Raw genomic sequence first — 25,835 nt, 5'->3', positions numbered from 1 at the left:
TTCCCCATCATCTGCCGGTCTTGTTAGACTCTTGTTCGCGGCCTTAGCTCGCCTTTTTACCCTCGTCTACAGGGTGGAAGGTGTAGCTGAGGGTGATTTCCTGCACGTCGCGCGCGTCGGGGTCGTCCATGATCTTCGGATCGACGAAGAACAACACCGGCATGCGCATCTGCTGCCCCGGCTCCAGCCGTTGCTGGGTGAAGCAGAAGCACTGGATCTTGGTAAAATATTTGCCCGCCTGATCGGGCGTGACGTTGAAGCTGGCGGTCCCGACGACGGGGTGTGCCGAATTATTCTCGGCAATAAAGATCGCCATGTCGCGCGCGCCGATGCTGACCGTATCGGTCGGATGCTCGGGATAGAATTTCCACGGCAGGTTCGGCGAGACATTGGCGTCGAAGCGGACCGAGACCGTCTGGCTCAATATTTCGGGCTCCGCCGCCGCGGCGACCGGGTCGTAACGCTGGGTCGTGCCGCCGAACCCTGTGACGCGGCAGAAGAGATCGTAGAGCGGCACCGCCGCGAACCCGAGACCGGTCATCGCGAGCGCCATCAACGCTGCCAGGCTTGCGGTCTTCGCGTTCGGGGACAGGTGCCCAATGACCGGAAAGGCCCTCATGAGAAAATCTGCATCTTTGCGATGGTGATGAAGAAGAACAGGATCGCGAGCCCGCCGAGCATCCACGCCATCATGTTTGCGCGGCTGCGCTGACGGCGGCGGTATTCGGCCTCGTCAAACGGTTCGTTCGGGGTTTCGTCGGTCATAGCGGCCACCAATGGTCGGCGACGACAGCGCCGAACAGAATGAAAAGATAGGCGATCGAATAGGCAAACAGGCGCTTTTCGGGTTGCATCATATCGCCCTCGCCCGTCGTGCGCGTGCCGACCTGGACCGACAGCGCAACGAACAGCGCCGACAGGATCGCCGCGGTCCAGCCATAAAGCGCGCCGGTGTAGCCGAGCGGCCACGGTGCAATGGCACCGATCGCCATGATGACGGCGTAGAAGAGAATCTGGCGCCGCGTCGATTTCTCGCCCGCGACGACCGGCATCATCGGAATGCCCGCGGCGGCATAATCCGAGCGCATGAACAGCGCGAGCGCCCAGAAATGCGGCGGCGTCCACAGGAAGATCAGCAGGAACAGCATCACCGGCAGCGGCGCGATCGAACCCGTCGCCGCAACCCAGCCGATCAGCGGCGGAAAGGCGCCGGCAGCACCGCCGATGACAATATTCTGCGGCGTCCGCGGCTTCAGCCACATCGTGTAGACGAAGACGTAGAAGAGGATCGAGGCGGCGAGCAGCAGCGTCGCCTGCCAGTTCGATGCGAACAGCATCAGGAACAGCGAAAAGGCCGCGAGGCCGACGCCGAACTGCAGCGCAGTCTGCGGGTCAAGGCGCCCGGCGGGAAGCGGCCGGCCCGCTGTCCGCTTCATCTTGGCGTCGAGTCCGGCTTCATACCATTGATTGAGCGCGCCCGATGCCCCTGCCCCAAGCGCGATCGCGAGGATCGAGGAGAATGCGAGCACCGGCGGCACATGGCCCGGCGCCGCGAGCAGGCCGCACAGCGCGGTGAACACCACCAGCGACATGACGCGCGGCTTCGTCAGCGCGAACAGGTCGCGCCAGTCGGCGGGTAGTGCCGTTTCGCCGTGGGTCAGGCTCTGCGCCATGTTTACTCCGGCCTGTTGTTTGCGGGCCCCCTGCCGTCGAACGACAGGAGGCGACACAAATCAGGCGATACGCGGCAGTTCGTTGAACTGGTGGAACGGCGGCGGGCTCGAGAGCGTCCATTCGAGCGTCGTCGCGCCTTCGCCCCACGGATTGTCGGCGGCCTTCTTGCCCGCGAACAGCGAGTAGCCGATGTTCAGGAAGAAGAAGAGCATGCCGACGCCCATGATCACATAGCCGAGCGACGAGATGTGATGCCAATAGGCATAGGCTTCCGCATAGTCGGGGTAACGGCGCGGCATGCCCTGCTGGCCCAGGAAGTGCTGGGGGAAGAACATGACGTTCACGCCGATGAAGAAGACCCAGAAGTGCAGCTGGCCAAGCGCCTCGTTGTACATCCGGCCCGACATCTTCGGGAACCAGTAATAGAAGCCGGCGAAGAGCGAGAAGACCGCGCCCAGCGACAGCACATAGTGGAAGTGCGCAACGACATAGTAAGTGTCGTGCAGATTGGTGTCGACGCCGCCGTTGGCGAGCACGACGCCGGTCACACCGCCGACGGTGAACATGAAGATGAAGCCGAGCGACCACATCATCGGCGTCTTGAAGCTCAGCGTGCCGCCCCACATGGTAGCGATCCAGCTGAAGATCTTGATGCCCGTCGGAACCGCGATGACCATCGTCGCGGCGGTGAAGTACATCTTGAGGTTCACGCTCATACCGACCGTGAACATGTGGTGCGCCCACACGATGAAGCCGACGACGCCGATCGCGACCATGGCGTACGCCATGCCGAGATAGCCGAACACGGGCTTCTTGCTAAAGGTCGAGATGATCTGGCTGACCATGCCGAAGCCCGGCAGGATCATGATGTACACTTCGGGGTGGCCGAAGAACCAGAAGAGATGCTGGTAGAGGACGGGGTCGCCGCCGCCGGCCGCATCATAGAAGGTGGTGCCGAAGTTGCGGTCGGTCAGCAGCATCGTGATCGCCGCGGCGAGAACCGGCAGCGCGAGCAGCAGCAGAAAGGCGGTGACGAGCACCGACCACACGAACAGCGGCATCTTGTGCAGCGTCATGCCCGGCGCGCGCATGTTGAAGATGGTGGTGATGAAGTTGATCGCACCAAGGATCGACGCCGCGCCCGCAAGGTGGAGCGAGAAGATCGCCATGTCGACCGCGGGTCCGACCGAACCGCTGGTCGACAGCGGCGCATAGACCGTCCAGCCGGTGCCGGCGCCATTGCCGCTGCCGCCGGGAACGAACATCGAGCCGAAGAGCATGACGAAGGCAACCGCCGTCAGCCAGAAGGACACGTTGTTCATGCGCGGGAACGCCATGTCGGGCGCGCCGATCATCAGCGGCACGAACCAGTTGCCGAAGCCGCCGATCATCGCGGGCATGACCATGAAGAACACCATGATCAGACCGTGCGCGGTGATCATCACGTTCCAGAAATGCTTGCCTGCAACCTCGTCGGCACCGCCACCAAGGGCGCTGGCCCAGCCCGAAAGATACTGAACGCCGGGTTCGGCGAGTTCGAGGCGCATCATGCCCGACAGCCCACCGCCGACGATGCCGGCGATGATCGCGAAGATCAGGTAGAGGGTGCCGATGTCCTTGTGGTTCGTCGACATGAACCAGCGGACAAAGAAGCCGGGCGTGTCGTGATCATGGTCGTCATGCGCATGGTCGTGGCCGTGCGCGGGTGCAGTCGCTGCGATATCGGTCATCTGTCGGACCCCTTGTTAATTCTTGGCGGCCGGTGCGGCGGCGGGCGCCGCTGCCGGTGCAGCTTCGGTCGTGACGGCGGCCGGCGTCGCGGCGGGTGCCGCAGCCGGAGCGACGGCAGCGGGTGCCGGTGCGGCAGCGGCGGGTGCCGCGGCGACCGGACCGGCCGGGTTGCCGCCCTTCGAGCGGACCCACGCTTCCCACTTGTCGACCGGCAGCACTTCGACGGCGATCGGCATATAGCCGTGATCAACACCGCAGAGTTCCGAACACTGGCCGTAATAGACGCCGACCTTGTTCGCGGTGAACGTCGTTTCGTTGGCGCGGCCGGGGACCGCGTCCATCTTGGTCCAGAAGGCCGGGACCGCGAAGCTGTGTATCACGTCGGCGCCGGTGATGATCAGCTTCACCTGGCGGCCGACGGGAACGACCATGCGATTGTCGACGGCGAGGTGATAGGGCTCACCCGCGGCCTTCGCCTTGTCTTCGGGCAGGATCTTCGAGACATATTCGCCGATGCCCTGGTCGGGATAGGCATAGCCCCAGTACCATTGATAGCCGGTGACCTTGATCGTCAGCGCCTCTTTCGACGGCGGCTCATATTGCTGGGCCAGAAGCCGGATCGAAGGAACCGCGATCACCGCGAGGATCAGCACCGGAATGGCGGTCCAGATGATTTCGATGAACGTGTTGTGCGTCGTCTTCGACGGCACCGGGTTCGCCTTGGCGCGGAAACGGAACATCACCCAGAGCAGGAGGCCGAGGACGATCAGCGTGATGATCGTGATAACGGGCAACAGGATAACATGGTTGAACCAGTAAGCCTGTTCGCCAACCGGGCTGACCTGCGGCTGGAAATCGATGCCTGCGTCGACCGGCTGGCCAACCCCGGGGGTCGGCTTCATCGGGACATAGGTCGCATCGCCAGCCGGGGCCGCGGCGGTCGTCGCGACCGGCGTCGCTGTCGGAGCAGCCGCATCGGCGGTGACCGGAACCGGATTCGCCGGGGCCGTTGCGGCGGGTGCTTCGGCCGGAGCCGTCGCGGGTGTTTGCGCATGGCTGGCGCCCACCGCGCCCAGCGACAAAGCCGCCGCAATTACAAGGGTTTTCAAGCTCTTCATAAGGATAGTGCCGCCCGTTGCCTGTTGTTCTTATTGATGCCCCACCCCCTTTGCGGCAGCGGCCGGACATGCGTCGCGGCAGCCGGCAAGGGGCTGAATCTCGCGGGCGCTATAGACCCGCTTGCCGCTTGCCTCAAGCATCTCTAACACTATTTTGCGGCTGGATAATCTTCGCCGCCAAAACCCGGTCGCCCATCATGAGCGACGCACTGGACAAAAGAACAACTCCTCCATGACCGATGATGAAATCCTGGCCGAATTCCGTGCCGCCGACGCCCTGCTGCAGGGCCATTTCCTGCTCTCCTCCGGCCGCCATAGCGAATATTATCTGCAGTGTGCGCGCGTGCTGATGGACACCGAACGCGCCGGACGGCTCGCCGTCGCGCTTGCCGCCAAGCTGCCGCGCGAGCTGAAACAGGCGATCGACATCGTCGTCTCGCCCGCGATGGGCGGGGTGATCATTGGGCATGAAATGGGTCGCGCACTCGGCAAGCCGGCGATTTTCGTCGAGCGGCCGACGGGCACCTTCGAACTGCGCCGCGGCTTCACGATCGACCCCGGCGCCAGGGTGCTGATGGTCGAAGATGTCGTGACCACCGGCCTGTCGTCGCGCGAGGCGATGGAGGCGGTGCGTGCCGCGGGCGGCGAAATCGTCGCCGAGGCCGCGCTCGTCGACCGTTCGGCGGGCAATGTCGAACTCGGCGTGCCCTTCTATCCGCTCGTCGCGATCAATTTCCCGACCTATGCCGCGGACGAATTGCCCGAGACGCTCGCCGCCACCGAAGCGGTGAAGCCCGGCAGCCGGAGCAAGGCGGCTTGACCGGTCCCTCGCCTTCGCGTCTGCGCCTTGGCGTCAACATCGACCATGTCGCGACGATCCGCAACGCGCGGGGGGGCGAGCATCCCGACCCGGTGCGCGCGGCCGAAATCGTCGCGGCGGTCGGCGGCGACGGAATCACCGCGCATTTGCGCGAAGACCGGCGCCATATCCGCGACGACGACTTGGCACGCATCCAGGCGGCGACCGACCTGCCGCTCAACCTCGAAATGGCGGCGACCGACGAAATGCTCGAGATCGCGCTGCGCCACATGCCGCATGCGGCGTGCATCGTCCCCGAAAAGCGCGAGGAGCGCACGACCGAGGGCGGGCTCGACGCGGCGGGACAGCACAACCACCTTGCCCCCATCGTGTCGCGGCTGAACGATGCGGGCATCCGCGTCAGCCTGTTCATCGAACCCGATGCGCGGCAGATCGAGGCGGCGATGCGCCTCCGCGCGCCCGTCGTCGAATTCCACACCGGCCGCTATGCGCATGTAGAGGGCGAGGAGCGCGCCGCCGAACTCCGCCGCCTCGCCGACGCCGCGGCGCTCGCGTGGAAGAATGGCATCGAGCCGCACGCGGGCCACGGGCTGACCTATGAGAATGTCGTGCCGGTCGCGGCGATCCCGCAGCTCGCCGAACTCAACATCGGCCATTATCTGATCGGCGAGGCGATCTTTACCGGGCTGGAAGATGCGGTGCGCCGGATGCGCGCGCTGATGGACGAGGCGCGAGGCGCGCCGTGATCATCGGTCTCGGCTCCGACCTTTGTAATATAGAGCGTATCCAGAATTCGCTCGACCGCTTTGGCGAGCGGTTCGAGAATCGCGTTTTTACCGATATCGAGCGCGCGAAGGCGGCGCGGCGCCCGTTTACCCGCGCCGGCACTTACGCCAAGCGTTTCGCGGCGAAGGAAGCCTTTTCGAAAGCCGTCGGCACCGGGTTCAAGCGCGGCGTGTTCATGAAGGACATCGGCGTCGTCAACGCGCCGTCGGGAGCGCCAACGCTGGCGCTGACCGGCGGGGCCGCCGAGCGGCTCGCGCAGATGATTCCGGCCGGCCATACCGCGCACATCCATTTGACGCTGACCGACGACCATCCGTGGGCGCAGGCCTTCGTCATCATCGAAGCAATCAAGGACTGAAATCGACATGGCGAAAAGCGGCTCGAGAAACGGGGCGAAGGACGACGGCGGCTGGGGCAAGCTGATCCGCGATGTCGTGGTGATCCTGCTGCTCGTGCTCGGCATCCACAGCTGCGTCGCCAAGCCTTTCTATATCCCGTCCGACTCGATGATGCCGGTGCTGCGCAACGGCGACCGACTCATCGTCAGCAAATATCCCTACGGCTGGTCCTATTCGTCGGTCAGCTTTCACCTTGCGCCCAAGGTTGAAGGCCGTCTGTTCGCCAAGCTGCCCGAACGCGGCGACATCGTGGTGCTTGAGCATCCGGTGACGCGGATCGATTACATCAAGCGCGTCATCGGCCTGCCCGGCGATACGATCGCGCTGCGCAACGGCGAACTCAGCATCAACGGCAAGCCGGTGAAGCGCGAGGTCCAGCCGATGCTCTCGATCCCGGTCGATCCCAATTTGCCCGGCCCCGACAGCAGCCTGTTCCGCTTCATCTCCCGCGATGCGAACGGCAGAGAAATGCTCGAATTGCCGATCGTCCGCGAAACGCTGCCCGGCGGCGCGACCTTCGACACGATCGACATGGGCCCCGGCTATGCGACCGACGATTATGGTCCGGTCACCGTGCCCGCCGATCACGTCTTCCTCATGGGCGACAACCGCGACGGCAGCGCCGACAGCCGCGTCGATACGAACCAGAAAGGCCTCGGCGGCGCCGTCCCTTTCGACGCGATCGCCGGGCGCGCAGAGATCATCAGCTTTTCGACCGATGGAACCGCCGAGTGGTATAACCCATTGAGCTGGTTTAACGCTTTGCGATCGGGGCGCGCGGGAACCGACCTGCGGCCCGAGCGTCAAGGCAACTGACACAACAGGGAACAAAAGACATGGCGGCGACAAGGAAAACAACCGGAACGCGCGCCGCTACCGCCGCCGCCAAGGCCGAAGCTCACACCGAAGCCCCCGGCCCCACCGAAATCCGCAGCCAGCTCGTCCGCACGGAGTTGCTGAAGGCCGGCGTCTGGATCGGCCTCGCGTTGCTCATCGGCGTGTGCATCGTTCTGATCCAGCCGATCCTGCTGATCTTTGCCGGCATCGTGATGGCATCGATGCTCGACGGCGGAACGCGGCTACTCGGACGGGTGCTGCCGATCGCGCGCGGCTGGCGGCTGGCGATCGTCTGCCTGTCACTGCTTGTCTTCCTGATCTGGACCGTGATGTTCGCCGGGTCGCAGATCGCCGATCAGGCAGCGACGCTGCAAAAGGTCGTGATGGGTCAGGTCGAACGCATCGCCGCCTGGGCGAGCGATCATGGCATGGGCAATTTCCAGCTCGACACCAAGACGATCACCGACAATCTCGCCGGCACATTCGGGCGCGTCACCGCCGCGGTCGGCACCGTGCTGGGTGGCCTCACCAGCCTCATCATGATCCTCGTCCTCGGCATCTTCATCGCGATCGAGCCGCGGCTTTACGAACGCGGCGTCGCGTGGATGCTGCCGATGAAAAGCCGCGAGAATTTCTACATCACCACCGCGCGCATGGGCTTCACGCTCCGCCGGCTGATGGCGGGACGCCTGCTCGGCATGCTCGTCGAGGGCATCGGCACCTGGCTCGCGTGCCTTGCGGTCGGTATCCCAATGGCGGCATTGATGGGCCTGCTCACCGGCCTGCTCGCCTTCATCCCCAATATCGGTGCGATCGTGTCGGGCGTGCTGCTGGTGCTCGTCGGCTTTTCGGCGGGGACCGACACCGGGCTGTGGGCGATCGCGATCTATTTCATCGTCCAGACGGTCGACGGCTATCTGATCGTGCCGATGGTCGCGAAAAAGACGGTCGACCTTGCGCCCGCGCTGGTTCTCGGCGCGCAGATCCTGTTCGGCGCGTTGCTCGGCCTCATGGGATTGTTCCTAGCCGACCCGATCGTCGCGATGATCAAGGTCGCGCTGGAACGGGAGGCCGAGCGCAACGCCAATGGCGCCAAAACGACAACGGCGGCGGGCACCTGAACCCACCGCCGCTTTGATTTCGTCGAGACCGCTCGCTTATTACTGCGGCGGGATGCCCGGAGGCGGACCGCCCGGAGCGCCACCGGGGCCCCCCTGCATCATCTGCTGCTGTTGCTGCATCTGCTGCTGCATCGCGCGAACCTCGGCCTCCGAGCGGAAGTCGAGCAGCGTGACGGCAAAGTGCAGCGTGCTGCCGGCCGGGATCGGACCGACGGCGCGATCGCCATAGCCGAGCTGCGCGGGGATGGTGATCTTGTACTCGCCGCCCTTTTTCATGCGGGTCAGCGCTTCCGAAAAGCCCGGAACGACCTGCGCGACCTGCATCGGCGCCTGTTCGTTGGCGTCGAAAACGGTGCCGTCGTCGAGCTTGCCTTCATATTTGACCAGCACGACGTCGGCCTTGGTCGGGCTCGGCCCGGTGCCTTCCTTGACGACTTCGAACCCGATGCGCGGGGTCATGTGCCATGCAAAGGCCGCACCCGCCACGAGCAGTGCCGCGAGGCCAAACCACATCAGCCACAGGCCGCCTTTGCTCACCGGACGCAATGGAACCGTCGTTACGCTCATCTCTGCTGATCCTTCCGCAGGCGCCCGCGGGCGCAAATGTTGGCGAGGCCTATAGGCGGTGCGGCGCGGAACGGTCCAGAGGCAATTATGCGCGCACGCATAACGAAAAAGGGCGCCGCGTTGCCGCGGCGCCCTTTTCACGATGAGGATCCCGAACGGGAGACGGTCTTACTTGATCCCGTCGCGTTCCATCCGCTTGCGCTCCATCTTGCGGGCGCGACGGACAGCGGCGGCGTGCTCGCGCGCGCGCTTTTCGCTGGGCTTCTCGTAATGACGGCGCAGCTTCATTTCGCGATACACGCCCTCACGCTGCAGCTTCTTCTTGAGCGCGCGAAGGGCCTGGTCGACATTATTGTCGCGAACGATGATCTGCATACGCCGTGTCGTCTCCGGTTCGTCCAACGATGAACGGCTACCGGCCATCCGGTCCGCCATAAATCGCCGATATAAGGGCAATAAAAGAAGCGCCGCGAACCCGCGACGTTCCGATGGCTGGGCCACTAAAAGGATTCGCGGCAAAATGCAAGCCCTTGCGCGGTAAACCGCGCCTGCCCCGCTATCGAACCGCCCCACCCGCTGTCGGGATTGTGCCGCGCCCCATCCTTATGGCATAGGTAGCAGGACGAAACTAACATCATAATGAGGGACAGGCCATGGCGACCCAGCTCAAGCGCAACAGCAAATATAGCGAAGCCGAATGGACGGCGCGGCAGGAACTTGCCGCCTGCTACCGCATCTTCGCGATGATGGGCTGGGACGAGATGATCTTCAACCATATCACGGTGAAGGTCCCCGACGAGGAGGGCGCCTTCCTGATCAACCCCTATGGCCTGCATTTCAGCGAGGTTTCGGCGTCGAACCTGATCAAGATCGACATCGACGGCAACAAGGTCGACGAGGATAATCCCTGGCACGTCAACAAGGCGGGCTTCGTCCAGCACAGCCTGTTCCACCGCGTCCTGCCCGACGCGCATGCGATTATCCACACCCACACGACCGCGACCGTCGCGGTCTGCGCGCTCGAAGGCGGGCTGCAGCCGGTCAATTTCTACGCCTGCAACTTCGCCGGCCAGCTCGCCTATCATGATTTCGAGGGCGTGACGGTGCGCGAGGAAGAGGGCGAGCGGCTCGTCGAGAACCTCGGCGACAAGCGCATCCTGATGCTCAAGAATCACGGCCCGGTCGTGATGGGCAAGACGCTGACCGAAGCCTTCATCAAATATTGGGCGCTCCAGCGCGCGTGCGAGATCCAGATGGCGACAATGAGCATGGGCAAGCCGATCACTGTCCCGCAAGAGGTGATCGCGGTCCATCAGCGCGATCTGTTCATGGCCTCGATCCCGGGCCAGGCGGGCAAGGCGGAATTCGACGCGATGGTGCGCAAGGTCGACAAGATCGACACAAGCTGGCGTGACTAATCCGGCCGTTGCGCTAACAGGAACCGCATGACGCGATTCTCGGTCAACGACCGCCCGGTCGAATATCGCATGGAACCCGAAACGCCCCTGCTGTGGGCGCTGCGCGATGCGTCGAACCTGACGGGCACCAAATATGGCTGCGGCACCGGCGAGTGCGGCGCCTGCACCGTCGACATCGACGGCGAGGCGATTCGCAGCTGCATGGTCACGATCGCCGAGTGCGAGGGCCGCTTCGTCACGACGATCGAAGGGCTGGCGCGCGATCGCAGCCATCCGGTGCAACAGGCGTGGGTTGCCGAACAGGTGCCGCAATGCGGTTTCTGCCAGTCGGGGATGATCATGGCGGCCGCCGCGCTGCTGCGCTCGAACAGCAATCCGAGCGATGCCGAGATCGACGCGGCGATGACCAATATCTGCCGCTGCGGCACCTATCCGCGCATCCGCACCGCGATCCGCCTCGCGGGACGCGTGATCCGCGGCGAGGAACGCATCGCCGCCGCCCCGCCGCCGGGAATCCGCCCCGAGGACGCGGCGCGCGCCGTGCCGGCGCTCCGCCTGCCGCCCGGCAGCTGAACGGCTTCGTTCATCTAGCTGAACCGCAGGCAACAGCGCGGTCAGCCATCGATCATCTTGCCACTGGTAAGAATCGATTCATCATCCCGGCTGGCGTCTCCAGCACACGGGACATGAGTTGGAGAATGGCGAGATGAAGAAGATGTTTGGAGGGTTGCTGATCGCTGCAACGATCCTGACCCCGATCGCCCCGGCAGCCGCACAGGCATCGGGCGAGCGGGTGCAGATCGCGCAGCGCGGCGACCGGGGAGACCGCGGACCGCGCGGCCCTGAAGTGCGCCGCGGCGGCAATGGCGGCGGTCAGGCCCGCCCGGAGCGTCAGCAAAGCCAGCAGCCGCGAGTTGAACGGCAGCAGCGCAGCGAAATGCGCCAGCAGCAACGGCAAGAGCGCGGCAATGATCAGCAGCGTCAGGCCCAGCGCCAGCAATGGCAACAGCAGCGTGGCAACGACCAGCAGCGGCAAGCCCAGCGTCAGCAGTGGCAGCAGCAGCGCGGGAACGACCAGCAACAGCAGGCTCAGCGTCAGCAGTGGCAGCAGCGTCAGGCCGAACAGCGCCAGCGCGGCGGCAGCTATGACCGCAACCGCGACGGCCGCATTGACCGCCAGTGGGATCGCAACCGTAACGGTCAGGTCGACCGGCGTTATGATCGCAACGACAACAACCGCGTCGATCGCCGCTACGACCGCAATCGCAACGGCGATCTCGACCGCCGCTGGGATCGCAACAACAACAATCGCATCGACCAGCGAGACGGTCGCTACGATCGCAACCGCGACGGCCAGATCGATCGGCGCTATGACCGCAACAATAACAATCGCGTCGATCGCCGCTATAACGACAATCGCAGGAGCAGCTGGAACCGCGATTGGCGCAACGATCGCCGCTACGACTGGCGCAGCTATCGCGAGCGGAACCGCAGCTATTACCGGATGCCGCGCTATTACAACCCGTATCGCGGTTATGGCTATACGCGGTTCAGCATCGGTTTCTCGCTGAACTCGCTGTTCTACAGCCAGCGCTACTGGATCAACGATCCGGGCTATTACCGCCTGCCGCCCGCTTATGGGGGCACGCGCTGGATCCGCTATTATAACGACGCGCTTCTGGTCGATACCTATTCGGGCGAAGTGATCGACGTGATCCACGATTTCTTCTGGTAATATTCCTTTCGGTTATCAGATGACAAACTGAGGGGCTGGCTTGCCAGCCCCTCTTTTTATGCGCTTGCCCTCCCCCGCCCGCCGCGCCACGGTGGCGCGATCAGACAGGGGAGACTTCATGCGTAAATTGGGAATGGTCGCGGCAGCGACGCTGGCGCTGCTGGGTACGGCGGCGCACGCGAAAACCACCATCGTCTATGCGGGACGCGTCATCACCGACGCCAGCAAGCCCGCGCAAGGCCCCTCGACGATCACCATCACCGACGATCGCATCACCTCGATCGCACCGGGCCGCGCCGAAGCGCCCGCGGGCGCCGAAATCGTCGACCTCGGCGACAAGACGCTCCTGCCCGGCCTCGTCGACCTCCACGTCCACCTGACCGGCGATCCGGGCGAGGATTATCGCGCCGCGACGGTCGACCCCGACGAATGGGGCGTCGTCGTCGGCGCCAAGAATGCCGGTATTACGCTGCGCGCGGGCTTCACGACGGTGCGCGAGGCAGGTTCGGCGCAATATACCGCCTACGCCCTCCGCCGTGGGACGACCGCCGGCTTTATCGAGGGTCCGCGCATCGTCGCTGCCGGTCCCGCGCTGTCGATCATCGGCGGCCACGGCGACGTCACCGGTTTTCGCGAGGACGTCCACGACGTGCTCGACCAGGGCTACACCTGCACCGGCGCGCTCGAATGCGCCGAAAAGGTCCGCAAGGCATCGCGCGCGGGGGCCGACGTCATCAAGATCACCGCGACCGGCGGCGTGCTGTCGCAGCAGCGGCGCGGACTCGAGGGTCATTTCACCAGCCCCGAATTGCAGAGCATCGCCGACACCGCGCATTCGCTGGGCCTGAAGGTCATGGCGCATGCGCACGGCGCGGGCGGGATCACCGCATCGGCCGCGGCGGGCATCGACAGCATCGAGCACGGCACCTTCGCCGACGACGCGACGCTGAAGGTCATGAAGGCCCAGGGCACCTATCTCGTCCCGACGCTGATGGCGTTCGAGGGAATTCGCGAGCGGCTCGGCAAGGGCATCTATACCCCGACGGTCGAGAACAAGGTGCGCATGACGCTGAACGACGTCGGCAAGGCGGTGACGCGGGCCAGGGCGCTCGGCGTGCCGATCGCCTTCGGCACCGACGCCGGCGTGTTCGAACATGGCCGCAACGGGCAGGAGTTCGCGCTGCTCGTCAAACATGGCCTCACCCCGCGCGAGGCGCTGGCGAGCGCGACGACGGTCGCGGCGAAACTGCTATCGCTCGAAAACGAGATCGGCCGCATTGCGCCGGGCATGTCGGCCGACATGATCGCGGTCAGCGGCGACCCGCTGAGCGACGTCACCGTGCTCGAAAAGGTCGATTGGGTGATGGCGCGCGGCCGGATCGCCGATTGATCGCGGCTGTCACGCGGCGCGGCGGATTCGTCCCCGCGCCGGCGTGACCGTCTTTGGACCGGTCAGCCCGTCGATCTCGACCGCTTCGGCAAATTTCACGCCGACGCGGTTGCCCGCCGACCAGCGCGCCTCGGCATCGAAGATCTGGTCGGCGCCGAATTCGAGGGTCAGCGGTGTCCCGGGTGGAACATTCCATAGGCCCTCGATCAGCGCCCCGCGCGACGATATGTTGCGGACGATCCCCTCATATTGATAACCGCCGCTGCCGACCTGGATCGTGCGGAAGGTCGTCAGCCGCGCCTCGCGTGCGCTCTTGTACCCCTTCGCCTCGACGCGCCCGCCGCCCTCGCGAAGCAGGGCCAGTACCTCGACCAGATCCATTGGCTTGCCATAGATATAGCCCTGAACATGGCTGCACCCGAGCCCGCGGATCAGCGCGAGGTCGTCATGCGTCTCGACCCCTTCGGCTGTCGTTTCCATGTTAAGCGCGGTCGCAAGGCCGACGATCGACGAAATGATCGCGGCGTTCATACTGCTGGGATCGGCGGCGCCGAGGACGAAGCTCTGGTCGATCTTGATCTTGTCGAACGGCGCCTTTTTCAGATAGCCGAGCGCCGAATAGCCGGTGCCGAAATCGTCGAGCGCCAGCCGCACCCCGGTGCGCTTCAATTTCTGGAACATCGCGAGATTCTCGGGGCTCTCGTCGAGGAAGACGCCCTCGGTGATCTCGAGCTCGAGTTGCTCGGGACGAATGCCCGCCGCCGACACCGCGCTCATGATCGTTGCGGGCAGCTTTTCGTTCGCAAACTGGCGCGGCGAGACATTGACCGCGACGCGATATCCGGGGCCAAGGTGCGCGATCGTCGCGCAGGCGGTGCGGATGATCCATTCGCCGATCGGCACGATCAGGTTCGACTCCTCGGCTATGGGGATGAATTTCGACGGGCTGATCAGGCCGTCGGTCGCATGGTGCCAGCGGATCAACGCCTCGAACCCGGTGATCCGCTCGCTCTCGACGTCGACGATCGGCTGATAAAGCAGCCTGAGTTCGTCCTTCGCCAGCGCGTCACGCAAGGCATCTTCGATCGCCTTGCGCTCGCTCGCCTGATTGTGCATCGCGTCGGCATAGAAGCGATAGACGCCGCGCCCCGCGTCCTTCGCGGCATAAAGCGCAAGGTCGGCGTTGCGGACAAGCGCCGATACCGAGACGCCCTGCCCCTCCGACACCGCGATGCCGAGCGACGAGCCGACGCGCACCTGCTCGCCCTCGATGGAAAAGGGCTTGGCGAGGCTCAGAATGATCGCATTGGCGATGCCGGCAAGCTTCTCGGGCTGGCTCATCTGCGGCACGACAATCTGGAATTCGTCGCCGCCGAGCCGTCCGACCTGTCCCTTGTCGCCGACGATCTGCGTCAGCCGCCCCGCGACCTGCTGCAGCAACTGGTCGCCCACCGGATGCCCCAGCGTATCGTTCACCGCCTTGAACCGGTCGAGGTCCATCAGCAGCAGCGCGCAGGGCTGCGGCTGCCCACTATGGCTCTTGAGCGCGCGTTCGAGCAGGTCGGTGATGTGGCGGCGGTTCGCAAGGCCGGTGAGCGTGTCGTAGCGCGCGAGCTGGTTGATCTCGCGCTCGGACCTCTTCTTGTCGGTGAGGTCGGTGCCGCTGCCTCTGAACCCCTGGAAATTTCCAAGTTCGTTGCTGATCGGCTGGCCCGAAATCGACCACCAGCGCTCCTCGCCCGGCACCGCGGCCTGCACCGTCAGCTCCTTGAACGGGGTGCGCGACGACAGGCTGAAACCGAGAGTCCGCTCTTCGCTTTCGTCGTTGCCGATCCGCTTGCGGATGATGTCGGTAAAGGGATGGCCGAGCAGGTCGGCGAGCGGCCGGTCGAGCCGCGCCGCGACGGTTGGCGAGATATAGACGAGCTGGCCATAGCGATCTGTTTCCCAGAACCAGCCGCGCCCCGCGCGCTCGAAATCGCGCATCAGGTTCAGTGCGCGCTGCTGGTCGCTGACGCCCAGCCGCGCGGCGCGCGTCGCGCGGCGCTGGTGCCGGACATCCTCGCGCATCATGACGATCAGCAGTCCGAGGAAAACGAAACCTGCGACCGCGAACGGCCAGGAGGCGACGCCAATCGCCCCGCCCAGCGCCGTCGCACCCGCGAAGGCGAAAAAGGCGGGACGGACCACCGCGACCGCCGACGCTGCTACGAGGAGCGAGCCGATGTGGATGGCAGCAAAGGCATCGAAATGACGGCTGCCGTCGGGGACCGCGATCGCATCGAAGGTCGCGGCGGCGTTGAGCAATGTGCCGAGCACGATCAGCGTCATGCACAACATCGCCATCAGCCGTACCTGGCTGTGCGCGATTGGGCGCGGTTTGCGCATCGCCTGCCCGATCACCGTCAGCGCGACATCGCATGCCAGCCCGGTGGCCATGACCAGCCAGTGCAAAGGATCATCGAGGAAGCCGGCAAGGCCCGGCGCGAAAGCGAAGGTCAGGAATGCAAGAGCGCGGCCGATCAGCACATAATGCCATAGCTTTGCCACGCGCATCAGGTGCGCGACGAATTCCGGCGAATCGAACGGCGATTCGCCCGATGGCAAATCGCTGCCTCCCGGCCGGATGATGTTGCGCCGAACCCCCAATGTCCCGATATTCCCCGCTTTTATGGTCGCGGCAACCAGTGGCCGGAAGGGGTTTCCAAATCCTTACCTCAAGCCTGCGATTTCCGCCGATATTGTGCCAAAACGGAAGGGGTTACGTTTCGGTTCGCAACTCGTTATAGATCGGTCATGCCCGCCGTCCGCCTGTTCCCGCCCGACCGCTTTTTCGACCGCGCCGAATGGTCGGCACTCACCCGCGCCTGTTCGTGGCGCGGCATCTGGCTGGTCGCGCACGCGTGGATCGTCAGTATCGCGCTCGTCGGCCTTGCCGCATGGTCACAGAACCCGGTGGCGTGGCTGCTGGCCGTCATCTTCGTCGGAGGACGCCAGCTCGGGCTCGCGATCCTGATGCACGACGCGGCGCACGGCGCGCTCCACCCAAACCGGAAAATCAACAATTTCCTGGGCCAATGGCTGACCGGCGCGGCGGTCGGATCGGACCTGATTGCCTATCGCACCTATCATCTCCAGCACCATAAATTCACCCAGCAGCCCGAAGATCCCGACCTGTCGCTGTCGAAGCCCTTCCCCACCACGCGCGCCAGCCTTTGGCGCAAGGTTCTGCGCGACATGACGGGCCAGACCTTCTTCAAGCAACGCTTGGCGCAATTCGGCTTCGCCATCGTCGGATTGAAAGCGATGCTGCGCGGCGAACAGGGACAGAAAAGCGGCGCGAGCACCAAGGCCGGGACGCCGTTCAACAAACAGTCCGACGACGGCATGACGTCACCGACGATCGATGTCGCGGGCGCAATGGCGGTGGCGCGCGCGGTCGGCCGTTTCCTTGTCGTGCAGGCGGTGCTGCTCGCGGCGTCGCTCGCGCTCTATGGCTGGACGCCCTATCTGCTCTGGCTTGCCGGGCTTGCGACGACCTTCCAGCTGTATCTGCGCATTCGCAACATCGCCGAGCATGCGTGCACGACGACGGGCAGCGACGATCCCTTCACACACGCGCGCACCACGCACGCCGGCTGGTTGGCGCGCGCGACGGTCGCTCCATATTGGGTGAATTATCATGCCGAGCATCACCTGTTCATGGGTGTGCCTTGCTATCGGCTGCCGCAGGTGCATGCCGCGCTTGGCCGCGCGGGCAAGCATGATTCGATGACGATTGCGCCGGGCTACGCCGCGGTGCTGCGACAGGTTACCGTAAAAGGCTGATCAGCCTTCCTGCACGAAACGCGCGCCGGCGCGGTCCTTGACCGTCTTTTCGGGGTCGAAGATCATCCCGTTCATCGCGACATAGACGCCGGGCGGCAGTGTCTGCGCCGCCGCGAGCGCGAAGCCGACGTTGAATTCGGCATCGCTCGCGCGCACCGACGCGGGCTGCATCGCGCCCGTCATCACGATCGTCTTGCCCGCGATCCCTGCGAGCACGCGCCCGGTGACGACCATCGTGTCGGTGCCGTGGGTAACGAGGACGCGCGACGCATCGCTCGCGGCGACCGCGGCACGGATCGCTTCGCGGTCGGCGTCGTCCAGCTCGAGGCTGTCCTTGCGCATCAGTTGCGTGACGCGGTGCGGAACATGGACGTTGTTTTCGCGCAGCATGTCGGGGATCGCCGCGGGGCCGATCTGGAACTCGCTCAATGCGTCGAAATAAACTTTGTCGATCGTCCCGCCGGTGGTGAAGATGTCGATGACCTCGCTCATGCAAGCGCCTCGGCGATCAACCGCCGCGTGTTGTCGATGCCGAACAAGGCGATAAAACTGCCCATGCGCGGTCCGGCGCTCGACCCGAGCAGCGTCTCATAGAGCGCCTTGAACCAATCGCGCAGGTTTTCAAAGCCATAGGTCTCGTTCTTGCCGATCGCATACACGATATTCTGGATGTCGTCGGGCGAGGCATCGGCGGGCAGCGCGGCGAGTTCGCCGTCGAGTTCCTTCAGCGCCGCGGCCTCGCCGCCTTGCGGCTTGCGGCGATGGAGCGTCGGCGCGACATAGTCGCGGTTATACGCCATCGCATTGTCGATCAGCCGGTCGAGCTCGGGATAGGCGGCCGCGTCGGCCCCCTCGACATATTGGCCGAGGTAGCGCCAGATCTGATCCTTCGATGCGTCGGCGCCCATCACCCCAACGAGGTTGAGCAGCAGCCCGAAGGTCACCGGCAATTCACTTGCCGGAATTTGCTCGCCGCGAGCGACATGGACGTGATGCACCGGGTTGCCGAGCTTCTTGTCGCCGTCCTGCGACGGATAATTGCCGCGCATCTGCAGATATTCGTCGACCGCCTTCGGGATCACGCCAATGTGCAACTGCTTTGCCGCCTTGGGCTCGCGATACGCGAAAAAGGCGAGACTCTCTTCGCTGCCATAGTCGAGCCATTGTTCGAGGCTGAGGCCATTGCCCTTCGACTTCGAGATCTTCTCGCCCTTTTCGTCGAGGAACATCTCGTAGATCAGCCCCTCGGGCTTGCGCCCGCCGAGGGCCTTGGCGATCTTGCCCGACTGGACACCGCTGTCGGTCAGATCCTTGCCGTACATCTCGTAATCGACGCCGAGCGCGACCCAGCGCATCGCCCAGTCGACCTTCCACTGCAGCTTCGCGCCACCGCCAAGGATGCTATGCGTGATCGTCTCACCCTCGTCCTCGAACGACACAAGGCCCGCATCGGCATCGACGACGGTCACCGGCACCTGCAGCACGATTCCCGACTTCGAGCTGACGGGCAGGATCGGCGAATAGGTCGCCGCGCGCTCGGCGCGCAGCGTCGGTAGCATGATGTCGAGGATATCCTGATTGTGGCGCAGGACATTCTTCAGCGCCTCGTCAAACGAGCCCGCCTTGTACTGCTCGGTCGAGCTGACGAATTCATATTCGAAACCGAAACGGTCAAGAAACTCGCGCAGCATCGCATTGTTATGATGCGCAAAACTCTCATACTTGCCGAACGGATCGGGGATCGCGGTCAGCGGCTTGCCGAGATATTCGCGCAGCATGTCGCCGTTCGGAACATTGTCGGGAACCTTGCGCAACCCGTCCAGATCGTCGCTGAACGCGACAAGGCGCGTCGGCGCGCCGCCGGTCAGCGCCTCATAGGCGCGGCGGACCATCGTCGTGCGCAGCACTTCGTTGAAGGTGCCGATATGCGGCAGCCCCGAGGGACCATAGCCCGTCTCAAAAAGGATCGCCTCGCCGCCGGGCTTGCCATCCGGATAGCGTTTGACGAGCTTGCGCGCTTCCTCGAACGGCCAGGCCTTGGACGTTTGCGCGGGTTCGCGCAGCGAAGGGTGAAGGTGCAAGTCAGTCATGCCGCGCCCATAGCGGCAAGAAGCGAGGATGGGAAGAAGACCGGCCTTCTTCCCGTCGATCTCATCCGCGCGGCTGCATGGCGGGCAGGAAGCTGCTATTGCGCAGCAGCGCCGCCGAAACGAGCGATACCAAGAGCGCGACCGGGAATATCTCGGTCAGCGTCAGCGCCATGCGGAACAGCGGGTTTTTATACTGCTCCGCCATCGCACCCATTTCGGCCGAAAACGCCGCGATCTCGGCGGCCGGTTTGCCGGCGGCGCGCATATCCTCGACGCTCTTGGTAATATAGTCGGCCATGAAGGTCCCGCCGGTCTGCCACATATAGAGCTCCCAGCCGAGGACATAGAAAAGCGACGCGACCAGCCCGATGCCCAGCCCGACGCCGAGCGCCTTCCAGAAACTGATCACACCGCCCAGATTGATGTCGCGATAGCGCTTCACGCCGATGAAGACGAACAGCAGCGCGACCAGCATCGACAGATAGCCGGCGACCATGCCCATCGTGCCATGGTCGGCGACGAAGGTGATGCTGATAAACATGCCGAGAATGACGATGACGCCCGCGATGGCGCCGTATACTGCAATGATCCTGCCCATATTCTGTCTCCCCATGTGATGAATGCCACGCGGGATGGACCGAAACAACGGCCGGAATCTATCGCCCAAACGGGTGATTTGACGCGTTTAGTCCGATTTTACGGCAGGATGTCGAGCGTCCGCGCTTTCTGTACCGCCTGCGTGCGGCTGGCGACCGCCAGCTTTTCATAAACGCGCGCGACATGCGTCTTCACGGTGTTGGGCGAGATATCGAGCTGCCGCGCAATCACCTTGTTGGCGTGTCCTGCCGCCAGCATTTCCAGCACCTCGCATTCGCGTGCGCTGAGCCCCAGCGCCGCGATCGCCGCGTCGTTGCGCACAAAAGCCTGACGCGGCCGCGCGGTCAGCCGGTTGCCGGCCCATATGCCGAGCGCAACGCAAATGACGGCGACGCAGATGACGTAGAATTCGGTCGACCAGCGATGCACCACATGTTTGTAATTCAGCCATTCGAGCAGGAACGCCGCGGCGGCGAGATTGATGCCATAGAGGATGATCGGACGGACCATGATCCGCGTAGATCATTGTCGGAGATCGCTTGCAACATTGTCCCGGCGCGGGCCAACATCGTTACCGGAAAATTTACCATGCGGGCGTAGCGTCCCGGACATGGACAATTTTCGCACCCCTGCCGCCCGCGGCCACAAGCGCACTCCCGTTGTCATCGACGTCACCGTCAATGGCGTGCTCAACTTCGTCGACGGCCGGATTACCGACCTGTCCGAAAGCGGCGCGCGCATCGACGGGGCGAGCATGCCCGCGCGGTCGCGCTGTGAAATCCATTATGGCGGCGAGGTCACTTACGCCGTGGTGATGTGGTCCGAATTCGACCGTATGGGCGTTCGCTTCCCGTACGAACTCACACACGGTCCGCTCTACAACGCCCTGAAACGCGCGCGGACGGCTTCGATGGTTCAGCCCGCGCAGATATTCATGAGCAACCGCCCTTCAGCGTTTGGGCGCCGCGGGTTAAGTTAAGCATCAGGGCGCCAAGCGTCAGAAGGGCGTGATCGCCACGCCCGTGCGCTCATTATCCCAGATCATCGCCATGATCCGCCAGCCAAGATCCGGATCCTTGAACAGCTGAATCGAATTGATCCCGCGTCGTTCGGGCTCTGCGTCGTCTAGCGCAGCGCGTGCTTCATAAGCGCTCCAGGCATGGGCAATATTGCCCAGGACATCGACCCGCCGCCCGATCTCGATCTCGAAAAAATCATTTGCGGCGAAGAAAGGCGTGGTGTCGCGCGCATAATCTTCGAGTCCCATGCTGCGGAAAGTCGCGCGCCCGTCGGCATCGATCGACGTCCGGATCTGCCGCGCATCGGGATGAAAGCAATTCGCCTGTCGCGACCAGTCGCGCGGCCCCTTGGGGCCCGAGATCATCGCGTACATCTCGTCGATCACCGCGCCGATCGCCGCCTCTTCGCTCATCCGGATTGTCCTTTCATATGGTTTGGGTCGAGCGTCGCCGAAGCTCTCCGCGACCGCAAGAAGAAATCTGGCGGTCGACCGGATCGCCTTGCCGTGTTCGCCTTTTGTCCCTATCCATGGGGCGATGGCTCCCGACCCGCTTACCCTGCCCGCGATCCATGCGAGCCATATCGGCATCTGGATCGCCGACACGCACGGCCGCGTGCAGCGCGTCGGGCGCGGTGAAGCGATCGCGGCGGTCGCGGCCACGCCGCACTTGCTGCTGAATGCGACGCTGACCGGCGACCGGCTGGGCTATCCCGAATTGTCCGGCCTCGACCTGCTCGAACTCTTCGCCTTCCTCTATCCCGCGCGCTTCGCGGTGCCGACTCCTGCCGGAATCGCCGCCGCGATCGGCCTGACGCCGCCGAAAGGCGAAGAAGATGAAGAAGATATCGCCGCTTTCCTGCCCAAGGCGGCCGCGGCGATGCTCGGCAGCATCGACGATCCCGACTGGCCCGAGCGCGAGGGCGCGTGGCACGGCGTGCAGGCCTTGTCGCGCCAGCGCTGGTCATGGTCGCCGCTCGTCCAGCCGCGGCTGTCGCAGCCCGACGCGAACGAACGCTGGCTGTTCGCACGGTTGCCCGAATGGGAGGAACAACCGCCGCGCGGGGCGCCGCGGCAGGTCACGATCAACGAAGACGATGTGTCGGCGCGGCTCGACCGGCTGACCGGCGACGGCGCCGAGCGGCGGCCGGGCCAGCAGGATTATGCACGCGCCACCGCATCGATCTTCGCGCCGCGCGATCGCAAGGACGCGCCGCAGATGCTCGTCGCCGAGGCCGGGACAGGCATCGGCAAGACTTTGGGCTATCTCGCCCCTGCGAAACAATGGATCGACCAGTCGGCGGGCGCCGTCTGCATCTCGACCTTTACCAAGGCGCTGCAACGCCAATTGTCGCGCGAGACCGAGAAACTCTACCCCGACGCCGAAACGCACCGCGAAAAGGTCGTGGTGCGCAAGGGGCGCGAGAATTACCTCTGCCTGCTGAACCTCGAGGATGCGTTGCAGGGCGGCTTTTCGGGCCGCGCCGCGATCCTGGCGCAGCTTGTCGCGCGCTGGGCCGCCTATACGCGCGACGGCGACATGGTCGGCGGCGACCTGCCCGGCTGGCTCCCTGCCCTGTTCCGCCGCAACGGCACGACCGCGCTCACCGACCGGCGCGGCGAGTGCATCTATGCGGGCTGTCCGCATTTCAGGAAGTGTTTCATCGAACATTCGGCGCGCGCGGCGACGCAGGCCGAGATCGTCATCGCCAACCATGCGCTGACGATGGTGCAGGCGGCGCGCCCGCGCGACGGCGGCGCGCCCGCGACGCGGCTGATCTTCGACGAAGGTCATCATCTGTGGGACGCCGCCGATTCGATGTTCGCCGCGGCGCTGACGGGGCAGGAAGCGGTCGAGATCCGTCGCTGGGTGCTCGGTCCCGAAGGCAAGTCGCGCGGGCGGCGGCGCGGGCTTGCCGCACGCCTCGCGGATGTTGCAAGCTATGACGAGGCGGGCGACCGCGCGATCCAGGCGGCGATCGCCGCCGCCGCCGAACTGCCCGGCGACGGCTGGCTCGGACGCTTGTCCGAGAATGATCCGTGGGGCGTGATCGAGCGACTGCTCGTCGCGGTGCGCGGACAGGTCTACGCGCGCGCGGTCGATACGCGCACCGCCGACGCGGGCTATGGTCTCGAGACCGAACTTGCCGATCCGGACTCCGAACTGGTGACCGCAGCCGCAGCGGCGAGCGACGCGGTGGAGGCGTTGCTGCGTCCGCTGATGGCGCTCGGCAAACGGCTCGAAGCCTTGATAGACGATCCGCCCGACTGGCTCGACGGGCAAGCCCGGGCAAGGGTCGACGGCGCGCGGCACAGCCTCGGCACACGGATCGACACACTCGGCGGCTGGCTCTCGCTGCTCGGGCGCGTCGGCGGCCCCGCCGACCCCGATTTCGTCGACTGGCTCGCGGTCGACCGCTATGACGGGCGCGAGTTCGACTGCGGGCTGCACCGTCACTGGCTCGATCCGGCGCGGCCGATCGCCGAAATCGTCTATCGTCCCGCGCAAGGCGTGCTCGTCACCTCAGCGACGCTGCGCAACGGTGGTAACGGGCGTGGCGGCTGGACCGACGCCGATATCCGCACCGGCGCCCGCCACATGGACAGCGGGGTGCAGCATTTCGCGGTGCCGAGCCCGTTCGATTATGCGCGTCAGTCCGAAGTGCTGATCGTCACCGACATCGCGCGCGGCGACCTGCCTGCGCTCGCCGGCGCCTACAGCCGGCTGATAGAGGCATCAGGCGGCGGCGCATTGGGACTTTTCAGCGCGATCCGGCGGCTGCGTATCGTCCATTCGCGCATCGCCGACCGGCTGGCGCGCGCGGGGCTGCCGCTGTTTGCGCAGCATGTCGACCCGCTCGACACCGGGACGCTCGTCGACATTTTCCGCGCCGATCCGCACGCCTCGCTGCTCGGCACCGATGCCCTGCGCGACGGGGTCGATGTTCCCGGCGATTCGCTGCGGCTCGTCGTGATGGAGGGGGTGCCATGGCCGCGCCCGACGATCCTGCACGCGGCGCGGCGCGCGGCGCAGGGCGGCAGCGTCTATGACGACATGGTCATTCGCGGCCGCATCGGGCAGGCGTTCGGTCGGCTGATCCGGCGCGCCGACGATTTCGGCCAGTTCGTGATGCTCTCACCGAGCTTTCCCTCGCGCCTGCTCAGCGCCTTTCCCGAGGGCACCCCGATCCGCCGCCTGCCGCTCGACGAAGCGGTCAACCACGTCGCTGCGGCGAATGTGGAAAGGCGAAAAAGCGCCTTTCCAGCCTTTTCACCGTCATAAGTTTCCGGCACAAGGCCCGCGAACGAGGGCATGGCGCAACGGCGCGGGGAGCGATTTTGAAGACTTTGACTATCCTGCGCCATGCCAAATCGGGTTGGGACGTCCAGGTCGAGCGCGATTTCGACCGCCCGATCAACAAACGCGGGGCGCGCGGCGCCGAACTGATCGGCCAGTGGCTGAAGCGCCAGAAGCTGCCCATCGACCGCATCATTGCCTCGCCCGCGGTGCGCGTGACCGAAACGCTCGATATCTTCCAGCCCGCCGCCGACCTCGACGGGCTTGAGCCGCATTGGGACCGGCGCATCTATCTGGCATCCGCCGCGACGCTGATCGACGTGATCCGCGACACCGGTAAGAATGCAGAGCATCTGCTGATTTCGGGACATAATCCCGGGCTCGAAGACCTGATCCTGATGCTCGTTCCCGAATCGGCGGGCGACGAATTGCGCGCGAAGGTCGAGGAAAAGCTGCCGACCTCGGCGCTGGCGCGGCTCGAACTCGACATCGACAACTGGCACGATCTCGATACGAACAGCGCGCGGTTTGTGGGTTTCATTCGCCCGCGCGATCTCGACCCGGCGCTCGCGCCGGCGATGGATAACGACTAAGGCTTAGCCGAGCGCCGCGGCGAGCCGCTGGCGGAGCGCGACCAGCGCCTCGACCGGAACTCCCTTCACCACGCGCATCGGCGCGGCGCTGTCGAGCACCTCGCGAGTCAATGGCGCACGCGCCGTGGGCGCTGCGCCCGGCTCGGACAACGCCTTGCGCGCGCCCTCGACGGTGAAACCCTGGACATGCAGCAGATGGTGGATGCGCTCGGCAAGCGCGACGTCCTCGGCGCGGTAATAGCGGCGGCGCCCCGACCGCTGGAGCGGCTTCAGCTGCGGAAAACGCGTTTCCCAATAGCGCAGCACATGCGTCGGAACGCCGATGCGCACCGCCAGTTCGCCGATGGCGAGCATGGCGCCGGACGCCTTGCCGCCATCGTCGGTCATCTCAGAACCCGACATGGGTCAGGCGCGGTTTATTTGCCGGCAACGCGGGCTCGCATCGTCTGGCTGGCGCGAAAGGTCATCACGCGCCGCGGCAGGATCGGCACTTCGATGCCGGTCTTGGGATTGCGGCCGATCCGCTGCGCCTTGTCACGGAGGACAAAGGTGCCGAAACCCGAGATTTTCACATTTTGCCCGACCGCGAGCGCGTCGGACATATGATCGAGAATCGATTCGACGATTGCAGCCGATTCGTTGCGCGACAGACCGATCTGTTGATTGATCCGTGTTGCAATGTCGGCCCGCGTGAGCGTCCCTGCTGCCATGATGATCCCTTCCCCCTCACTGAAGCGAAATATAGTCGATTGAGTCCCTGACAGCCCCCACCGTCACGAGTCCCGTTACCATATGTAACAAATGCGAATTAATCCG

28 protein-coding genes are annotated in these 25,835 nt (G+C 64.7%); 13 read left to right on the top strand and 15 right to left on the bottom strand.

The features are described 5' to 3' along the window. Window positions 1-43: 43 nt before the first annotated feature. The 5 genes from ASD73_RS16300 to coxB are packed head-to-tail and all read right to left on the bottom strand — an operon-like array spanning window position 44 to window position 4,523. Window positions 44-619: a cytochrome c oxidase assembly protein gene (locus tag ASD73_RS16300; protein WP_056373996.1), complete on the bottom strand. Its 576-nt coding sequence runs from the start codon at window positions 617-619 to the stop codon at window positions 44-46. Then, a complete protein-coding gene (locus tag ASD73_RS23070) occupies window positions 616-765 on the bottom strand; it encodes a hypothetical protein (RefSeq protein ID WP_200934970.1) in 150 nt (49 codons plus the stop codon). The genes ASD73_RS16300 and ASD73_RS23070 overlap by 4 nt, the downstream gene beginning before the upstream one ends. After that, window positions 762-1,673 (bottom strand): heme o synthase, encoded by a 912-nt coding sequence (locus tag ASD73_RS16295; RefSeq protein WP_056373994.1) that lies wholly within the window; start codon window positions 1,671-1,673, stop codon window positions 762-764. The genes ASD73_RS23070 and ASD73_RS16295 overlap by 4 nt, the downstream gene beginning before the upstream one ends. Before the next feature lie 60 nt (window positions 1,674-1,733). Next, window positions 1,734-3,404: a cytochrome c oxidase subunit I gene (gene ctaD, locus ASD73_RS16290; protein WP_056373991.1), complete on the bottom strand. Its 1,671-nt coding sequence runs from the start codon at window positions 3,402-3,404 to the stop codon at window positions 1,734-1,736. A gap of 15 nt (window positions 3,405-3,419) precedes the next feature. Continuing rightward, the gene (gene coxB, locus ASD73_RS16285) at window positions 3,420-4,523 is read right to left on the bottom strand and encodes a cytochrome c oxidase subunit II (protein ID WP_056373990.1); all 1,104 of its coding nucleotides are present in this window, start codon (window positions 4,521-4,523) and stop codon (window positions 3,420-3,422) included. A gap of 232 nt (window positions 4,524-4,755) precedes the next feature. Between coxB and pyrE the strand changes: the two genes are divergently transcribed. Genes pyrE through ASD73_RS16260 form a run of 5 tightly spaced genes read left to right on the top strand, consistent with a single transcriptional unit; the run spans window position 4,756 to window position 8,485 of the window. After that, window positions 4,756-5,343, top strand: coding sequence for an orotate phosphoribosyltransferase (gene pyrE, locus ASD73_RS16280; protein WP_056373987.1), 588 nt, complete (start codon window positions 4,756-4,758; stop codon window positions 5,341-5,343). Next, a complete protein-coding gene (locus tag ASD73_RS16275) occupies window positions 5,340-6,089 on the top strand; it encodes a pyridoxine 5'-phosphate synthase (RefSeq protein WP_056373985.1) in 750 nt (249 codons plus the stop codon). Before pyrE ends, ASD73_RS16275 begins: the two co-directional genes overlap by 4 nt. Further along, window positions 6,086-6,487, top strand: coding sequence for a holo-ACP synthase (gene acpS / locus ASD73_RS16270; RefSeq protein ID WP_056373983.1), 402 nt, complete (start codon window positions 6,086-6,088; stop codon window positions 6,485-6,487). Before ASD73_RS16275 ends, acpS begins: the two co-directional genes overlap by 4 nt. A gap of 7 nt (window positions 6,488-6,494) precedes the next feature. Further along, a complete protein-coding gene (lepB, locus tag ASD73_RS16265) occupies window positions 6,495-7,343 on the top strand; it encodes a signal peptidase I (protein ID WP_056373981.1) in 849 nt (282 codons plus the stop codon). Between the two features lie 20 nt (window positions 7,344-7,363). Then, the gene (locus tag ASD73_RS16260) at window positions 7,364-8,485 is read left to right on the top strand and encodes an AI-2E family transporter (protein WP_056373979.1); all 1,122 of its coding nucleotides are present in this window, start codon (window positions 7,364-7,366) and stop codon (window positions 8,483-8,485) included. A gap of 39 nt (window positions 8,486-8,524) precedes the next feature. On the opposite strand, the gene ASD73_RS16255 is transcribed toward ASD73_RS16260, so the two are convergent. Beyond that, window positions 8,525-9,052: an FKBP-type peptidyl-prolyl cis-trans isomerase gene (locus tag ASD73_RS16255; RefSeq protein WP_056373977.1), complete on the bottom strand. Its 528-nt coding sequence runs from the start codon at window positions 9,050-9,052 to the stop codon at window positions 8,525-8,527. Between the two features lie 168 nt (window positions 9,053-9,220). Further along, window positions 9,221-9,427, bottom strand: coding sequence for a 30S ribosomal protein S21 (rpsU, locus tag ASD73_RS16250; RefSeq protein ID WP_037510267.1), 207 nt, complete (start codon window positions 9,425-9,427; stop codon window positions 9,221-9,223). Window positions 9,428-9,705: 278 nt separating this feature from the next. Here rpsU and ASD73_RS16245 point away from each other — a divergent pair, with 278 nt between their 5' ends. The 4 genes from ASD73_RS16245 (at window position 9,706) to ASD73_RS16230 (ending at window position 13,595) form a co-directional block, all read left to right on the top strand. Continuing rightward, on the top strand, window positions 9,706-10,470 hold the full coding sequence (locus tag ASD73_RS16245; RefSeq protein ID WP_056373975.1) for a class II aldolase/adducin family protein: 765 nt from the start codon (window positions 9,706-9,708) through the stop codon (window positions 10,468-10,470). 27 nt (window positions 10,471-10,497) lie between these two features. Further along, a complete protein-coding gene (locus ASD73_RS16240) occupies window positions 10,498-11,043 on the top strand; it encodes a (2Fe-2S)-binding protein (RefSeq protein WP_056373973.1) in 546 nt (181 codons plus the stop codon). Window positions 11,044-11,176: 133 nt separating this feature from the next. Then, window positions 11,177-12,205, top strand: a complete 1,029-nt coding sequence (locus tag ASD73_RS16235; protein ID WP_082521708.1) for an RcnB family protein — start codon at window positions 11,177-11,179, stop codon at window positions 12,203-12,205. A gap of 118 nt (window positions 12,206-12,323) precedes the next feature. Next, the gene (locus tag ASD73_RS16230) at window positions 12,324-13,595 is read left to right on the top strand and encodes a metal-dependent hydrolase family protein (protein ID WP_056373969.1); all 1,272 of its coding nucleotides are present in this window, start codon (window positions 12,324-12,326) and stop codon (window positions 13,593-13,595) included. Between the two features lie 9 nt (window positions 13,596-13,604). Here the strand turns inward: ASD73_RS16230 and ASD73_RS16225 are convergent, their stop codons facing one another. Next, complete coding sequence (locus ASD73_RS16225) at window positions 13,605-16,202, bottom strand: EAL domain-containing protein (protein WP_235534526.1); 2,598 nt, start codon at window positions 16,200-16,202, stop codon at window positions 13,605-13,607. 189 nt (window positions 16,203-16,391) lie between these two features. Between ASD73_RS16225 and ASD73_RS16220 the strand changes: the two genes are divergently transcribed. Next, the gene (locus ASD73_RS16220; protein WP_056373966.1) at window positions 16,392-17,423 is read left to right on the top strand and encodes a fatty acid desaturase family protein; all 1,032 of its coding nucleotides are present in this window, start codon (window positions 16,392-16,394) and stop codon (window positions 17,421-17,423) included. Here ASD73_RS16220 and ASD73_RS16215 read toward each other — a convergent pair whose 3' ends face one another. From ASD73_RS16215 to ASD73_RS16200, 4 genes are all read right to left on the bottom strand, one after another. After that, window positions 17,424-17,915 carry an asparaginase domain-containing protein gene (locus ASD73_RS16215; RefSeq protein WP_056373964.1) on the bottom strand — a complete coding sequence of 164 codons (492 nt, stop codon included), beginning with the start codon at window positions 17,913-17,915 and terminating at the stop codon, window positions 17,424-17,426. After that, on the bottom strand, window positions 17,912-19,513 hold the full coding sequence (locus tag ASD73_RS16210; RefSeq protein WP_056373962.1) for a lysine--tRNA ligase: 1,602 nt from the start codon (window positions 19,511-19,513) through the stop codon (window positions 17,912-17,914). Before ASD73_RS16210 ends, ASD73_RS16215 begins: the two co-directional genes overlap by 4 nt. A gap of 61 nt (window positions 19,514-19,574) precedes the next feature. After that, window positions 19,575-20,111, bottom strand: a complete 537-nt coding sequence (locus ASD73_RS16205) for a DUF4199 domain-containing protein (protein ID WP_056373960.1) — start codon at window positions 20,109-20,111, stop codon at window positions 19,575-19,577. A gap of 98 nt (window positions 20,112-20,209) precedes the next feature. Beyond that, entirely contained in the window at window positions 20,210-20,620 is a 411-nt protein-coding gene (locus tag ASD73_RS16200; RefSeq protein ID WP_056373958.1) for a response regulator transcription factor, read from the bottom strand. A gap of 100 nt (window positions 20,621-20,720) precedes the next feature. Between ASD73_RS16200 and ASD73_RS16195 the strand changes: the two genes are divergently transcribed. Beyond that, complete coding sequence (locus ASD73_RS16195) at window positions 20,721-21,089, top strand: PilZ domain-containing protein (protein WP_056373956.1); 369 nt, start codon at window positions 20,721-20,723, stop codon at window positions 21,087-21,089. Between the two features lie 18 nt (window positions 21,090-21,107). On the opposite strand, the gene ASD73_RS16190 is transcribed toward ASD73_RS16195, so the two are convergent. Continuing rightward, window positions 21,108-21,542: a hypothetical protein gene (locus ASD73_RS16190; protein WP_056373954.1), complete on the bottom strand. Its 435-nt coding sequence runs from the start codon at window positions 21,540-21,542 to the stop codon at window positions 21,108-21,110. 124 nt (window positions 21,543-21,666) lie between these two features. On the opposite strand from ASD73_RS16190, the gene ASD73_RS16185 reads away from it, so the two are divergent. Both ASD73_RS16185 and ASD73_RS16180 read left to right on the top strand, forming a co-directional pair. Continuing rightward, window positions 21,667-24,411, top strand: a complete 2,745-nt coding sequence (locus ASD73_RS16185) for an ATP-dependent DNA helicase (RefSeq protein ID WP_056373952.1) — start codon at window positions 21,667-21,669, stop codon at window positions 24,409-24,411. Window positions 24,412-24,467: 56 nt separating this feature from the next. Next, a complete protein-coding gene (locus ASD73_RS16180) occupies window positions 24,468-25,019 on the top strand; it encodes a SixA phosphatase family protein (RefSeq protein ID WP_056373950.1) in 552 nt (183 codons plus the stop codon). A 3-nt stretch (window positions 25,020-25,022) separates the two neighbouring features. Here the strand turns inward: ASD73_RS16180 and ASD73_RS16175 are convergent, their stop codons facing one another. After that, entirely contained in the window at window positions 25,023-25,406 is a 384-nt protein-coding gene (locus ASD73_RS16175) for a MerR family transcriptional regulator (protein ID WP_235534524.1), read from the bottom strand. Between the two features lie 29 nt (window positions 25,407-25,435). Then, window positions 25,436-25,729 carry an integration host factor subunit alpha gene (locus tag ASD73_RS16170; protein ID WP_056373946.1) on the bottom strand — a complete coding sequence of 98 codons (294 nt, stop codon included), beginning with the start codon at window positions 25,727-25,729 and terminating at the stop codon, window positions 25,436-25,438. Window positions 25,730-25,835: the final 106 nt, after the last annotated feature.

Source organism: Sphingopyxis sp. Root154 (assembly GCF_001427105.1).
In the GTDB taxonomy this organism is placed as follows: Bacteria; Pseudomonadota; Alphaproteobacteria; order Sphingomonadales; family Sphingomonadaceae; genus Sphingopyxis.
This window is presented reverse-complemented; position numbering and strand designations above follow the sequence as displayed.

What these genes read in the sequence shown, in the direction of transcription:
- ASD73_RS16170 (WP_056373946.1), bottom strand. Translation starts at nt 25,729, where the DNA reads ATGGCAGCAGGGACGCTCACGCGGGCCGACATTGCAACACGGATCAAT.
- ASD73_RS16220 (WP_056373966.1), top strand. Translation starts at nt 16,392, where the DNA reads ATGCCCGCCGTCCGCCTGTTCCCGCCCGACCGCTTTTTCGACCGCGCC.
- ASD73_RS16200 (WP_056373958.1), bottom strand. Translation starts at nt 20,620, where the DNA reads ATGGTCCGTCCGATCATCCTCTATGGCATCAATCTCGCCGCCGCGGCG.
- ASD73_RS16295 (WP_056373994.1), bottom strand. Translation starts at nt 1,673, where the DNA reads ATGGCGCAGAGCCTGACCCACGGCGAAACGGCACTACCCGCCGACTGG.
- ASD73_RS16235 (WP_082521708.1), top strand. Translation starts at nt 11,177, where the DNA reads ATGAAGAAGATGTTTGGAGGGTTGCTGATCGCTGCAACGATCCTGACC.
- ASD73_RS16175 (WP_235534524.1), bottom strand. Translation starts at nt 25,406, where the DNA reads ATGACCGACGATGGCGGCAAGGCGTCCGGCGCCATGCTCGCCATCGGC.
- ASD73_RS16240 (WP_056373973.1), top strand. Translation starts at nt 10,498, where the DNA reads ATGACGCGATTCTCGGTCAACGACCGCCCGGTCGAATATCGCATGGAA.
- pyrE (WP_056373987.1), top strand. Translation starts at nt 4,756, where the DNA reads ATGACCGATGATGAAATCCTGGCCGAATTCCGTGCCGCCGACGCCCTG.
- ASD73_RS16255 (WP_056373977.1), bottom strand. Translation starts at nt 9,052, where the DNA reads ATGAGCGTAACGACGGTTCCATTGCGTCCGGTGAGCAAAGGCGGCCTG.
- ASD73_RS16205 (WP_056373960.1), bottom strand. Translation starts at nt 20,111, where the DNA reads ATGGGCAGGATCATTGCAGTATACGGCGCCATCGCGGGCGTCATCGTC.
- ASD73_RS16260 (WP_056373979.1), top strand. Translation starts at nt 7,364, where the DNA reads ATGGCGGCGACAAGGAAAACAACCGGAACGCGCGCCGCTACCGCCGCC.
- ctaD (WP_056373991.1), bottom strand. Translation starts at nt 3,404, where the DNA reads ATGACCGATATCGCAGCGACTGCACCCGCGCACGGCCACGACCATGCG.
- ASD73_RS16210 (WP_056373962.1), bottom strand. Translation starts at nt 19,513, where the DNA reads ATGACTGACTTGCACCTTCACCCTTCGCTGCGCGAACCCGCGCAAACG.
- ASD73_RS16195 (WP_056373956.1), top strand. Translation starts at nt 20,721, where the DNA reads ATGGACAATTTTCGCACCCCTGCCGCCCGCGGCCACAAGCGCACTCCC.
- lepB (WP_056373981.1), top strand. Translation starts at nt 6,495, where the DNA reads ATGGCGAAAAGCGGCTCGAGAAACGGGGCGAAGGACGACGGCGGCTGG.
- rpsU (WP_037510267.1), bottom strand. Translation starts at nt 9,427, where the DNA reads ATGCAGATCATCGTTCGCGACAATAATGTCGACCAGGCCCTTCGCGCG.
- ASD73_RS16190 (WP_056373954.1), bottom strand. Translation starts at nt 21,542, where the DNA reads ATGAGCGAAGAGGCGGCGATCGGCGCGGTGATCGACGAGATGTACGCG.
- ASD73_RS16230 (WP_056373969.1), top strand. Translation starts at nt 12,324, where the DNA reads ATGCGTAAATTGGGAATGGTCGCGGCAGCGACGCTGGCGCTGCTGGGT.
- ASD73_RS16215 (WP_056373964.1), bottom strand. Translation starts at nt 17,915, where the DNA reads ATGAGCGAGGTCATCGACATCTTCACCACCGGCGGGACGATCGACAAA.
- ASD73_RS16245 (WP_056373975.1), top strand. Translation starts at nt 9,706, where the DNA reads ATGGCGACCCAGCTCAAGCGCAACAGCAAATATAGCGAAGCCGAATGG.
- coxB (WP_056373990.1), bottom strand. Translation starts at nt 4,523, where the DNA reads ATGAAGAGCTTGAAAACCCTTGTAATTGCGGCGGCTTTGTCGCTGGGC.
- ASD73_RS23070 (WP_200934970.1), bottom strand. Translation starts at nt 765, where the DNA reads ATGACCGACGAAACCCCGAACGAACCGTTTGACGAGGCCGAATACCGC.
- ASD73_RS16185 (WP_056373952.1), top strand. Translation starts at nt 21,667, where the DNA reads ATGGCTCCCGACCCGCTTACCCTGCCCGCGATCCATGCGAGCCATATC.
- ASD73_RS16300 (WP_056373996.1), bottom strand. Translation starts at nt 619, where the DNA reads ATGAGGGCCTTTCCGGTCATTGGGCACCTGTCCCCGAACGCGAAGACC.